9 protein-coding genes are annotated in these 12,968 nt (G+C 51.6%); 3 read left to right on the plus strand and 6 right to left on the minus strand.

All coding sequences use genetic code 11. The annotated features are described in order from the left end of the window. Positions 1-3 precede the first annotated feature (3 nt). The gene (gene recJ, locus AAF564_02635; GenBank protein ID MEM8484413.1) at positions 4-2,301 is read left to right on the plus strand and encodes a single-stranded-DNA-specific exonuclease RecJ; all 2,298 of its coding nucleotides are present in this window, start codon (positions 4-6) and stop codon (positions 2,299-2,301) included. Between the two features lie 181 nt (positions 2,302-2,482). Next, positions 2,483-5,380 carry a TonB-dependent receptor gene (locus AAF564_02640; GenBank protein MEM8484414.1) on the plus strand — a complete coding sequence of 966 codons (2,898 nt, stop codon included), beginning with the start codon at positions 2,483-2,485 and terminating at the stop codon, positions 5,378-5,380. 106 nt (positions 5,381-5,486) lie between these two features. Here the strand turns inward: AAF564_02640 and AAF564_02645 are convergent, their stop codons facing one another. From AAF564_02645 to AAF564_02660, 4 genes are all read right to left on the minus strand, one after another. Continuing rightward, a complete protein-coding gene (locus AAF564_02645; protein ID MEM8484415.1) occupies positions 5,487-6,935 on the minus strand; it encodes a mandelate racemase/muconate lactonizing enzyme family protein in 1,449 nt (482 codons plus the stop codon). 53 nt (positions 6,936-6,988) lie between these two features. After that, positions 6,989-7,924 (minus strand): RraA family protein, encoded by a 936-nt coding sequence (locus tag AAF564_02650; GenBank protein ID MEM8484416.1) that lies wholly within the window; start codon positions 7,922-7,924, stop codon positions 6,989-6,991. 52 nt (positions 7,925-7,976) lie between these two features. Then, positions 7,977-9,356 (minus strand): AGE family epimerase/isomerase, encoded by a 1,380-nt coding sequence (locus AAF564_02655; GenBank protein MEM8484417.1) that lies wholly within the window; start codon positions 9,354-9,356, stop codon positions 7,977-7,979. Between the two features lie 100 nt (positions 9,357-9,456). Next, positions 9,457-11,526: a response regulator gene (locus AAF564_02660; protein ID MEM8484418.1), complete on the minus strand. Its 2,070-nt coding sequence runs from the start codon at positions 11,524-11,526 to the stop codon at positions 9,457-9,459. Positions 11,527-11,673: 147 nt separating this feature from the next. Here AAF564_02660 and AAF564_02665 point away from each other — a divergent pair, with 147 nt between their 5' ends. Further along, positions 11,674-12,174: a DUF1203 domain-containing protein gene (locus tag AAF564_02665; GenBank protein MEM8484419.1), complete on the plus strand. Its 501-nt coding sequence runs from the start codon at positions 11,674-11,676 to the stop codon at positions 12,172-12,174. Here the strand turns inward: AAF564_02665 and AAF564_02670 are convergent. Together AAF564_02670 and AAF564_02675 are read right to left on the minus strand one after the other, a co-directional pair. Next, on the minus strand, positions 12,169-12,486 hold the full coding sequence (locus AAF564_02670; protein ID MEM8484420.1) for a hypothetical protein: 318 nt from the start codon (positions 12,484-12,486) through the stop codon (positions 12,169-12,171). The genes AAF564_02665 and AAF564_02670 overlap by 6 nt on opposite strands. 1 nt (position 12,487) lies before the next feature. After that, a complete protein-coding gene (locus tag AAF564_02675; protein MEM8484421.1) occupies positions 12,488-12,931 on the minus strand; it encodes a hypothetical protein in 444 nt (147 codons plus the stop codon). Between the last annotated feature and the right edge of the window lie 37 nt (positions 12,932-12,968).

Raw genomic sequence — 12,968 nt, forward strand, 5'->3', positions numbered from 1 at the left:
GCGATGAAATTTAAATGGCAGCTGCCCCCGAAAAACGTTTCCATAGATGAAGCCGTACTTGATGCAGTTGGTGGGCGTAAGGTGTTGGCGCAGTTGTTGGTTATGCGCGGGATCTCAACGCCAGGTGCAATTCGGCAATTTCTGGATAGCGATGCGTATACGCCAGCGCCACCCGACATGCTGCACGACATGGCAAAGGGTGTTGAACGCATCGAGCGGGCCATCCGTGCACAAGAGCTGATTCTTGTTTGGGGTGATTTTGATGTAGATGGGCAGACTTCAACGGCACTGCTCGTGGAGGCCTTGCAGCACCTGGGGGCGAATGTAACGTACTACGTGCCGATAAGAGCTGAAGATGGACACGGTATCAAACCGGCCACCTTGCAGCGATTTCTGGACCGAGGCATCAACGTGTTGTTGAGTTGTGATACCGGCATTGCTGCGGTAGACGCAGTTGAGCTGGCCAATGCGCACGGCGTAGATGTGGTCATTACCGATCATCACGATTTACCAGATGTGCTGCCGGCTGCTTACGCGTCTATCAACCCCAAATTTCACAAACCCGATCACCCACATTACGGATTGCCAGGTGTGGGTGTCGCATACAAATTAATCGAAGCCCTCTACACCCGCGCCGGCTGTGAAGCAGACCTCCCGGTATTGCTGGACCTCGTTGCCCTCGGCATTGTTGCTGACATTGCCAACCAGGCGGCAGATACCCGATTCCTCCTGCAGCAGGGCCTCGAAGTCCTTCGCACCTCACGTCGCCGAGGATTGCAGTCGATCATGAAACGCGGCAATGTGCTCCAACGGTACATGATCGACGAAGACATTGGGTTCAAAATTGGCCCCCGCCTTAATGCTGTCGGCAGGCTCAAGGACGCCAATGTATCCGTGGATTTACTCACAACCAGCAATGCAGCTGAAGCAAATCGTATTGCTGATGACCTGGAAGCGTTGAACAGGGAGCGCCGGCGTCTAACAGAGGACGTGTACGACTCGGCACTCGGACAAATTGATCGTGATCCCTCGCTGTTACAATACGCGGCGCTGGTGCTAGACAATCCCAAGTGGCACCAGGGGGTGATTGGAATTGTCGCCAGCAGGCTGGTGGAAGAGTTTGGCAAACCCACAATTCTCCTCGCCTCGCCACCAGGTGAGCCAGCGCGTGGCTCTGCCCGGTCGATTGAAGGCTACCACATTACCGAAGCCATTACAACGCAGGCTGATTATCTGCTTGGGTTTGGCGGCCATCCAATGGCTGCTGGTATGGCTTTGCCGGCTTCCGATATCGAGCGATTCCGTCGTGGTGTTTCCAAAGCGATTGTTGCGCAGCGCAACGGCAAAGTGCCCGAATCTGTGTTGGATATTTCGCTGGTTTTACCGATCTCCGAAATCACACCAAAACTGGCAGACGAAGTGGAACTGATGGCACCTTTTGGTGCCGGCAATCCACCTGTGAATTACCTTTGCCGCGAGGTTGTAGTTACAGCAGACAAACTGTTTGGGAAAGACAAATCGCACCGTAAACTCTATGTGAGTGATGGTGCCTGTGACCCCGTTGAAGTAATCTGGTGGGGCGGGGCTGAAAAGGTACTACCGGAGGGCACGCTTGATATCGTATTTCGCATGCGTCCAGGCTATTTCAGGAACGAGCCAACCTTACAGGTTACCTTGCTCGACTTGCAGCGCGCTGATCGGCTGGCTGCAGTACAGGGCCGCGTTTCATTTGAGATCATCGACTGGCGCGATAAGCCTGAGCCCGCACTGCAAGTAGAAAAACTTCGGGCTTCTCATGAGCAGGTATGTGTTTGGGGGGAAGTTGGGCCGGTATTGGAAGGTATGGTTTCGCGGGCTGATCTTGTGCCGGCGGATGTGCTGGTCATTTGGACTTTACCCCCAGATCGAAGTGTGTTACTGGATGTATTAAATTTTGTTAAACCCAGCCAGGTGTACGTTGTAGGTCAGCATCCCGGTATGGACATCGGTAGTCAATTTTTAAAACGACTTGCCGGCCTCGTCAAATACACGATCTCGAATTATAATGGCGAAACCCGCCTGGACAAGCTGGCCGCTGCCACCGCGCATACAACACACACCGTTAAGGCTGGCCTTGCGAGGGTTGCCGAATTAGGCATTGGCATACGTATTGATGACAGTGGAGGGGTGCGGGTTACTTTAGATGTAACTGCCGGGAAAGCAGGTGCTGTTGATGACCTTCTTGAAACCCTTTTGAGAGAGGCAGCGGCATATCGACAGGCACTTGGTACAACACAAAAGCTGCCGGGTTTTTTACGGTAATTTTGGATCTGCACACGTCAGACGTACCTGTTAAGTACCGGCACTTCATGCCGCGGGTATACACAAATTGTAAAGCATTTGTAAAGTCACAAAAATTACCCGGCCTGAATGAAATGTAGTACCGTAATGCCTCGTCTACGGCCTGAAAAGACTTATAGACCCGATTGTATATAGGCAAAACATGATACAGCGCATACTGGGAAAAACGATATTAATGATGTGCGTCAGTCTACTGGGAGTGACGGCAGTGGTAGCACAGGATAGAGATGCCCCGCAAGGTAGTGTTATCTCAGGATTTGTGTATGACGAATCCACAGGTGATCCACTTCCTGGTGCCAACGTGTATCTCGTGAGTCGGGCAGACACAACAGTGCAGACGGGTGGTGTTACGAATGAAAAAGGGTTGTATCGGCTCGTGGTACCTGTAGCTGGCGCTTATGCTGCTGCATTTTCGTTTATCGGATTTGAAACGCACTACATGCCGATCGAGGCCACCGGGAGCTACACGTTTGCCGGCACAGTGAACCTGAAGATATCTATAACGGATCTGGAGCAGGTGCTGGTAGAGGAGGTTCAGGACCGTGTGGTTTTACGTGGTGACACAACGGAATTTAATGCAAATGCTTTCAAGGTCAATCCTGATGCAAGCGCTGCTGACCTGATTGCCAAAATGCCGGGTATTGTTGTAGAAGATGGCAGCGTGCAGGCGCAAGGGGAAAATGTGCGGCGGGTCCTGGTGGATGGACGTGAGTTCTTTGGTAATGACACCAATGCCGCACTGAGCAATTTGCCGGCTGAAATTATCGAGCGCATACAGGTGTTCGACCGCATGAGCGATCAGTCGCAGTTTACCGGATTTGATGACGGCAATTCAGAGCGCACAATCAACATCGTTACCCGATCGGGCATGAGCAACGGCCAATTTGGGAAGGTTTATGGCGGCTATGGCTCAGAAACCCGCTACGCCAGCGGTGGCAACCTGAATTTCTTCAATGGTGACCAACGGATATCGGTCATCGGGTTGAGCAACAATGTAAACCAGCAAAATTTCACTAATGAGGACCTGCTAGGCGTAATTGGCAATACGCGGGAGCGCGGTGGCGGGGGCTTTGGCGGTGGCTTTCGTCGTGGTGGAGGTGGAGGCGGGCGAGGACCTGGCGGTGCTGGACCTGGTGGCGGTGGCGGTGCTGGGCGGCCTGGTGGCGGAGGTTTGCGCACCAATCCTGCAGACTTCCTCGTTGGCAACCAAGATGGCATAAACCAGACGACCGCGTTTGGGATTAACTATACCGATCAGTGGGGCGAGCAGTGGGAAGTTGCCGGCAGCTACTTCTTCAATACGTCGGATAACAACAGCGATATTTTGCTGGATCGTGAGTATTTCCTCACCGACGTTGAAACCCAGCTGTACAACGAAACCAACCTCTCACGCAGCGACAACTTTAATCACCGTCTGAATGCCCGGCTTCGCTATACCATCGATGAGCGCAACAGCGTGATGATCCGGCCCAACCTGAGTTGGCAACGCAACGATGCTTCCAGTAATCTCGTTGGCATTAACTCGCTGGTTGAAACAGGATTGTTGAGCGCCAATACCAACAACTACACGGCAGACAATGCCGGCTATACCTCAAATACCAACATCCTCTACCAACATCGCTTCCCGAAGCAGCGCCGGACTATTTCATTGAGCGTGGGTGTAGGGTTTAATGACCGCTCGGGGGAAGCATCTTTGTTTTCGACCAACGAATTCTTTGATGCTGTGGATTCTCTGCTGGTGGTAGATCAGTTTACAGATACCGCACAAGATGGCCGAACGTTCTCTTCCAGCATAGCTTACACTGAGCCGGTTGGACAGGGCATGTTAATGTTTAACTATCGTCCGTCTGTTAGCCACAGTAATGCCGACCAGCGCACAAACCTGCTGGACCCAACAACAGGCACCTATAGCGTGCTGGATCCTGTGTTGTCCAATGTGTTCGAGAGCAAAACAGTTCGGCAACGTGCCGGTGTCAATTACATGATGCGTCGGCCAACTGGGATGATCACGTTTGGGGTAGATGTGCAAGACGAGCAGCTAACCGGAGAGCAAGTCTTTCCACAGACGTTCAGTGTCACGCGCAATTTTCAAAGCCTGTTACCACGTGCAATGTTTATGTATCGGCCGTCTCGCGCTGAAAACCTGCGGCTGTTTTACAGAACATCTACCAACACGCCATCCGTCACGCAACTGCAAAACGTGATTGACAATACAAACCCATTGCAGTTGTCGAGTGGGAATCCAGAGCTTGAGCAGAGTTATAGCCACTCGCTGGTTGCGCGCTATAACAAAACCAGCGCAGATAACGGACGCGTCTTTATGGGTTTTGCCAGCATGACGCAGACCAACAACAACATCGGTACGGAGTCATTTATTGCGCTCGCGGATACCATGATTGCCCCCGGTGTATTGCTGACTCAGGGGTCTCAATTTTCACGCCCGGTCAATGTTGATGGGTATTGGAATGTACGCTCCCTGTTCACGCTTGGGTTGCCTGCAGCCGGCATCAAGAGTAACGTGAATCTAAATGCTGGCTATACGTTTTCCAACACACCCGGCACCATCAACGGGATTGAAAACGTATCGCGTGTACAGACGCTTACGGGTGGCGCTGTAATCGGCAGTAACATCAGCGAACGCGTTGATTTTACGCTCACGTATTCGCTCAACTTTACGGATGTAAACAACACCGTTTATCCCGAGCTAGACGCCAACTATCTGTTTCATAGGGCAGGCGCGCGTATCAACCTGCTCTTCGGCAAAGGCTGGGTGTTTGACACCAACCTGAACCTGTTGCAATACGCCGGCCTGAGCGATTCATTTGACCAAAATAACCTCGTTTGGAATGCCGGCATCGGCTACAAATTCTTGCGTGGCAACGGGGGAGAAGTCAAACTACTCCTTGCAGACATACTGAACCAAAACCAGAGCCTGTCCCGTACGGTGAACGAGTTTTACATCGAGGACAACACCTCCAACGTACTCGAGCGCTACCTCATGTTGAACTTTACGTACAAATTAAGGCACTTCCGGGGGTAACCCGGCACAAGTAGGCGCGGCACAACGGCCCTGCAGGTCCATGCAAACAACGTATGGCCTGCAGGTGCCGATTTTTTTCGCATCGGTTGCCGTGTGCGGCGTAGGCTCAACTCCAAATCCTGTCCCACGAACGCGGCTCGTCCCACTCGGGTGTGGGGGCAAACAATTCTGCGCCTTCTCGCAGATGCTCTTTTACCACCTCGTCATTCAGTTCAACACCGAGCCCCGGTGATTCGGGTACTTTCACAAAGCCGTCTTTCACGATGGGCTTCTCAATATCCGTTACCAGGTCTTCCCACCAGTCGATGTCAACCGAATGGTGTTCGAGCGCGACAAAGTTTTGCGTGGCAGCTGCGCTGTGAACGGAACCCATAAATGAAACAGGTGACGCCGCGTGGTGCAAGGCCTGCGCGATGCCGGCTTCTTCTGCATAGTCACCAATTTTTTTGGTTTCAAGAATGCCGCCGGCGCTGTTCGGGTCGGGGTGCACCATGTCTATTGCTCGTGCGTCGATCAGAGGCTTGAAATGTTTGAGTAAGTAGATGTCTTCCCCGGTTATGGTTGGTGTGTTGATTGCATCTGTGATGTCTTTCCACATTTCCGTGTAATCCCAGGGCACCATATCCTCTAGCCAGGCCAGGCGATAAGGCTCTACTGCATTACCGAGCCGGATGGCTTCGTTGATGCCGAAGTGGCCGTAGTGATCAGAAGCAATTGGGATTTCATACCCCACGGCATCCCGAACAGCCGCCAGGAATTCCGTAATCCGCTCAAGGCCTTTGTCGGTAATCTGAATCCGGGTAAACGGATGGCGGGTCATGCCGTATGAGCCGCCGGTACGGCTCCATTGCTGGAGCTTGGGGTCCCAAAGGTTTTGTCCGACAAGCATGCCCGGCTCGTCTTTGATCATGTCGATCCCGAAGTCCATTTTCAGAAAAGTGAAGCCTTTGTCGACCCGGTCTTTCATGCGTTTGGCGAGGGCTTCGGGGGTCTTTTCTTTGGGGGTGTCAACGTACACCCGGACGTAGTCGCGATACTTGCCCCCAAGCAGTTGGTAGACGGGTACATTGTAGGCTTTGCCGGCCAGGTCCCACAACGCCATCTCAACAGCACAGACGCCGCCGGCCTGGCGAGACTGTCCGCCAAACTGCCGAATTTTCTTGAACAGTTTCTCTACATTACACGGATTTTCACCCAGAATGCGGCTCTTCAAAAAGAGGGCGTAGCGCGCATCAGCGCCGTCGCGCACATCACCATGCCCAACAAGGCCCTGGTTGGTGTAGATGCGAACGATTGGGGTACGGCCCATGACGTCCAGGCTTGCCACGCGCATGTCGGTGATTTTGAGGTCCGAGGGGCCAGAGAATCGGTTAACGTGCTGGGTGGAATGTGAAAGCTGGTCTTCAATGGGATGCGCAAGCAGGGCTGCCAGGCTCACGCCGCCGAGGCTGGCCTGTTTAAAAAAGGTCCGCCGGCTGTTGCCTGTTTTTTCAGGACTGGCTTTTTCCGAAGGATGGGGCGGCAGATTTTTGAAAGCGTCTAGTGTCTGTTTCATGGGGGCTGATGGTTTGGTGTCCGTTATTGCATGTCGACTGCTTTGGCTAATGCCTACCAGTTGCGTTCATCCAGCATTTCTTGAATGCGACTGCGGGGGACTGGCAGGTTGTCGATATTTATTTCGAGCCATGCATAAAAATCGCGTTCGATGGCTTCTGTCCACTTGGTGTCGATCTGGCCGGGTGTATACTTGCCTTCCCGCAACATCTGGTGACCAAAGCTGTCACGGAGCTTGACGAGTTCTGCAGTCTCTACAGCTTCTTGAGCAAACTGTGCAGGGATGAACAGCACACCGCCGCGCTTGGCCAGGACAACATCGCCCGGCAGCACAACTGCTTCCCCGATCCGAATGACGCCGTTGATGCCGCCAAGCATCATTTCCTGGATATAAGAGGGGTGCCAGTCGCGGACAAAAGCGTTGAAGCCTTCAATTTGTTCGAGCCCTTCGAGGTCGCGAAGGGAGCCGTCGAATACAACGCCAGTGCCACTGTTTGCAAAGATGGCATTGCCGAGGTTATCTCCAATGAGCGTGCCGGATGCTATTTTACCAAAAGCATCAGCCACGTAGACATCGCCTTGTTGTAGCATGTCGATGGGCCAGGAATTCGTGGCGCCAATTCTGCCTTCTGCGTGCCCTTGTTCGAGCCGGCGTTTGGCCAGAGCAGGACTGTTGGGCATGTATTGCACCGTGAGCGCTCGCCCGACAATGGTTTCGTGCTCGTGGATCATCTTCCAGTTGCCGGCAAACTGGTTGTGGTATCCATGCCGGCGAATGACGCCCCAGGCTTCTTCGATGGACACGTTTTTCATCCGTGCAAGGATATCATCAGAGACTTTTGGGCGGCCATCTTCCAGCCGCTCGCCTTCCCATTCTGCGGTAAGGAAAACTACCTCGTCATAGGAGAGTACCTGTGCGTGCGTGGGTGTAGCCGCACAAAGGAGCAAGAAGCCTGCTGCCAGGCATCCAGACAGTTTGAGTATTGACATGAGGGTGTTGGGGTTGGTGGAAAAAAGTGGGGTGCCAGCAGGGGCTGGCGAATTAAAATTCGGTTCGAAGCATGTCGCTGGTGTGCATCAGGGCACGCACCGTGTGGTAATTCCCTTTCCAAATTCCAGATTTCTGGCTATGAATACGCCCCGGCTCTTTGTCAATGCTTCCGCTGTACCAGCCTCCACGCTCGTGATCAATCAGGTATTCATTGATGAACGTCCACTGCTGCGCAAATTTATCGAAGTATGCTGCACCATCATCGGGGTACAGGGTGTGCATGAGGAGTAAAGCATTCAGGCCTTCTGCCTGCGCCCACCAGTTTTTGGTATCCCCGAGTACGGTTGCCTTGGTACTGTCTTTTAAATAGTAAACGTAGTCATAAAACCCACCGAGCGCGTCGTCCCAACCCACTTCAAGAGCATGGTCTACCATTGATTTACCTACTAGCATCGTGGATTCGTCGGGTATGCCGAGTGCATGCGCAGCTTCTTGCATCAGGAACGCAGTTTCCACATCATGGCCAACAGAAACATGGTCAAAATACAGGTTGGCTTTACGTGTCGCATCGGATGAATCCCGGTAGGAAACGGGGTGCCATTCTTTATCGAAGAACAATTGCAGGTATTTGTTATCGAGGACCATGGTATCTCGAATGAGAACCAGCATTTCTTCCAGACGGGCACGAACTGTTGGGTCGGGCCATACGTCATAGAGGGCCGTAAATGCTTCGAGCAGATGGATTGAACTGTTCTGGTCTTTAGGTGGTGTGCCGGCGTAGCCTTTGTGGCTGGCTTTGCCGGCGCGGGTCATGAACTGGTAGTATCCACCGTACACCGTGTCGTAGCTGTGTTGATCGAGCCATTGAAAGGCTCTTTTTGCAAAGTCCAATACCTCCGGGTCTCCTGATGCTTTTGCAAACGCAGACAGCGCATAGATACCAAAAGCATTACCATAGGCCCGCTTGTATCCGTTGTGTCCGTTTAAAATGGCGTTGCCTTGCTGGTCAACGAGCGTATAGAAACCACCGTGTTGCGCATCCCACATGTGGTCGCGCAGAAAATTATACCCATGGCGTGCAACACCGAGATAGAGCGAATCGGCAGGGTAGCGCATAAATGCTTGCGATGCAGTCCAGACATGCCGGGCCTGGGTTACAATCATTTTCGGCTGGTCTTGCATCAACTGCCAATCCGCATCAAAATTGGAATGGTACCCTCCATTCACAGGATCTACTACCAGGGGGTACCATGTGGCAAGCAGGGTTTGCTCCTGGTTTGCAATGGCATCAGCAAGGCCGGCAAGCTTTTCTGGAGAAATTGGATAGCCGGATGCTTGTTGGGTATCAGTTGGGCTGGATGCTGGTTCTGCAGTGCACGCAATGCACAACAAAACGCATAGCAAGAACAGGAAGCGGGGGGCCTGTCTCATGAAAGCCTGTTGTAAAGTTCGGGGATGCGAGGAATGAACTACAAGCTAAGTAGAATTGATGTCCGAAAAAAGGGCCTTCCTGGGAGGGTGCTGCTATAGTCTATGCTTTGGGTTTTTCCAGAAAAGTTTTAAGGGCCAGTTCTACTTCTGCTATTCGGATGGGCTTGGCAAGATAATCATCCATGCCGGCATCGAGGCACTTGTTACGATCTTCCTCCATTGCATTGGCCGTTAATGCGATGATATAAGGCTGATGGCTGGTTGCACGCTGCCTGATTTGCCTTGTAGCTTCTAGCCCATCCATCTCGGGCATCATCATGTCCATCAATACAATATCGTAAGGAATTTGAGTCAGGGCCTGCAACGTCTCAAGTCCATTAGCCGCAACATCAACATGACATCCTATGCGTTTCAGCATCCGCAGGGCAACTTTTTGGTTGATCACATTATCTTCAGCAAGCAATATGCGGAGCGTAGAGAAATCCGTTTGGGCAGATAGTATTTGGGGCTGTGTGGTGGTTGGGTAAGTATTTTCGCCATTGCCGAGTAATTTGGCGAGCACGCGCTGGAGTTGGTCGTGTTTTGCCGGTTTGGTGAGCCAGTGGTCAATTAAGTCGGTCGTGTTGGCCTGACGCTCCCCGATGGAACTGAGCATAACGAGGGGCATGTTGTCCACCATGCCATGATGAGACAACGTCTTGGCAAGTGAGAGGCCATCCATTTGAGGCATCTGGTAATCTAGCAGCGCAATGTCAAACTGATGTCCGCTGTTAATCAGGCCCAGGGCTTCTGCACCTGAGGCTACGGCAGTAGGCTGCATTTGCCACGATGTTGTCATGGCAGAGAGGATGGTTCTGTTTGTTGCGTTGTCGTCAACGATTAGCGCTGTTTTTCCGTTGAGGATGGACGTGTCATTTTTTGGCGCATCGGCTATTGCTTCTGCAGTTATGGTTAGGTAGAAAATAGAACCGCTGCCAGCAGTACTTTCAACCCGTAAGCCACCGCCGAGTAAATTGGCAAGCTGCAAACTAATGGCAAGACCAAGGCCCGTACCCCCGTATTTCCTGGTAGTAGAGGCATCAACCTGGCTGAATGCATCAAAAAGGCTATCCACTCGATCAGCCGGAATGCCTATGCCGGTGTCTTTTACTGCAAATTCTACCTGGTACAGGTTTTTGTCTGGCGCCGATTCATCCTGGTCGGGCTTTGCACTGACCGAGACCAGGATCTCTCCTTCGTCCGTAAATTTTACGGCATTGGATAACAGATTGACCAGAATTTGTCTGAGCCTGGTGATATCGCTGTTGATAACCGGGTGTACAGTAGCATCGATGTAATACAACAATTCCAACCCTTTGGCTGATGCGGACGGCGCTACAAGATCCAGTGCTTCGGAAACGCAGGTGTGCAGGTCAAACGGGTGTGATTCCAGGACCAGTTTGCCGGCCTCAATTTTTGAAAAATCGAGAATGTCGTTGATGATAGTCAGCAAGGACTCACCACTGGCCCGGATGATATCGACAAATCCACGTTGATCTTCTGTAAGATTGCTATCTAGCAGAAGAGAAGTCATGCCAATTACGCCATTCATTGGTGTGCGAATCTCATGGCTCATATTGGCCAGGAACTGGCTCTTGGTTAAATCAGCTTTAACAAGTTGGGTATTGGTGTCTTCCAATTCTGAAATAAGCTGTGTGAGCCGGGTACGGTGGCGTTGCAGTTCGTCTGCCTGGTCTTTGTGCTGGGTTATGTCTTCAAATGTGCCGAGGATGCCGATGATATTCCCTGCTTGATCCTTGAGGGGGATTTTGTTTGTGACCAACCAGGCTTTACGGCCGTCTGCCTGTAATTGTGGTTCAATTATTTCGTATTCGGGTTTGCCGGAATCCATAACGCGTTTGTCATGTGCGCGATACGACTCCGTTTCTTCCCGCGTCCATGGTAAATCGTAGTCGGTTTTGCCAACAATTTCTTCGGGGGATGAGAGGCCGGCCACTTCTGCAAAGTTTTGGTTGCACCCAAAATAAACCGATTGCCTGTCTTTCCAGAAAATGTAATGGGGTAACTTGGAAACCACCTGCGCTAGATGGTGCATGGCGCTTACCATAACTGGCCCGCCAACTTCTGAACTGGCGGGTTGTGCCGCGCTTGGTACAGTTTCGTTGCTCACGATTTTGTGCTTTCGATTAGAGGTTATCTGTTTAATCGTCCGGGCAGACATTTAATTAACCAGATACGAAATAGCGCAAGAAGTGGGTCGAGGGACAAGGCGTAGGGGCTTACTTTGAGATGTTCTTTAACATTCATTCGCTACGTCATGACAAATTTCCGTATTGCGGGTTTGCCCGCTGCACAATTTGAACACTTGCACCAACTTTCAAACACTGCCCTTGCTAAAATCAACGCACAAAGATGCGTGGTAGAAGAGAAGCCCGGCTACCCGTGCCGGGTGAGCCTGATAGATGCCGAGATTGGAGAGACCGTTTACCTATTGCCATACTGCCATCAACCAGATAGCTCTCCATATCAGGCTGTGGGACCCATCTTTGTGAGAGCAAATGCAGTAACCACCCAGTTGCAAGAAAACGAAATCCCATTGATGCTCAGGCATCGAACATTGTCTCTTCGCGGGTACGATTCAGGAGATATGATGATTGAAACCCGCATAGCCAATGGAGAAAAACTTGAGATGGTATTGGACGAGCTATTTCAATGCGCCGCAGTTGATTATGTCCATATCCACAATGCAGGTCCAGGCTGCTTCAATTGCCGCGTGGATCGGGTGGTTGTACAACCGTCAGGTAACAGAAGATTATGAGACAAACGCCATGGCTTCCGCCATCAATGTTTGCCATAATTGTTCATCGCGATCGGCGACCTGTATCCATTCTTTGAATGCGCGCCCATTTGGTGCAAAGGCGAGGCCGGCACCTGCCTCAATAAGCGATGTTACCCGCGTTTTGGGGAGTTTTACCACCAGATTGCCAGATTGTGGAATCACAGATGCAAAGAAATTGCCATCGGATCGGAGGCATGGGTATCCCATCATTGTGTTTTTTGTCACGCCGGTTTCTTCTAGCAAAGAAGCTGCAAGATCCCAGAAGAGCGCCTGTTTGTCGTCAGTCATCATGCTAGGTAAGTTTAGATTCTCTGTGGATGAAGCCAAGCAGCACGCCAAAAATAAGGAACTGGACGAGGCTTGCTGAAGCTTCTACGCATATCCAGGTACCAACGGATGGTACTGCATATTTGGCCGGTTCTACAAAGGCAATGTAGGCACCAAGAAACGCACCCATGAGTAATGAAAACAGCAATGCGTTGCGTTTTACCGGGCCACGCCATTTGATAGCGGGGAAGAGGAGACCCAATATGATTCCCTGGAGAATCATAACGGATAGCCCCAATGGCATAATGGGTTCAGGGCGCATAAAAGAAACGCTACTGTAATGCGCGGTGTTTAGAAAGAAATGCGACCCTGCCTGCACGGTAAAAGAAGCAAGCATAAATGCCAGTACAGTAAGGCCTATGGATTTAAACGTAAGGGGCCTTGATGTTGAAACCAGTGTAGTTGCCATGGGTATTTGATTTAACTTCGTATTGCCAAGTTAAAGA

The organism is Bacteroidota bacterium, assembly GCA_039111535.1.
Lineage (GTDB): Bacteria > Bacteroidota > Rhodothermia > Rhodothermales > JAHQVL01 > JBCCIM01.

Coding starts and splice junctions, on each gene's coding strand:
- recJ (MEM8484413.1), top strand. CDS start 4: ATGAAATTTAAATGGCAGCTGCCCCCGAAAAACGTTTCCATAGATGAA.
- AAF564_02640 (MEM8484414.1), top strand. CDS start 2,483: ATGATACAGCGCATACTGGGAAAAACGATATTAATGATGTGCGTCAGT.
- AAF564_02645 (MEM8484415.1), bottom strand. CDS start 6,935: ATGAAACAGACACTAGACGCTTTCAAAAATCTGCCGCCCCATCCTTCG.
- AAF564_02650 (MEM8484416.1), bottom strand. CDS start 7,924: ATGTCAATACTCAAACTGTCTGGATGCCTGGCAGCAGGCTTCTTGCTC.
- AAF564_02655 (MEM8484417.1), bottom strand. CDS start 9,356: ATGAGACAGGCCCCCCGCTTCCTGTTCTTGCTATGCGTTTTGTTGTGC.
- AAF564_02665 (MEM8484419.1), top strand. CDS start 11,674: ATGACAAATTTCCGTATTGCGGGTTTGCCCGCTGCACAATTTGAACAC.
- AAF564_02670 (MEM8484420.1), bottom strand. CDS start 12,486: ATGATGACTGACGACAAACAGGCGCTCTTCTGGGATCTTGCAGCTTCT.
- AAF564_02675 (MEM8484421.1), bottom strand. CDS start 12,931: ATGGCAACTACACTGGTTTCAACATCAAGGCCCCTTACGTTTAAATCC.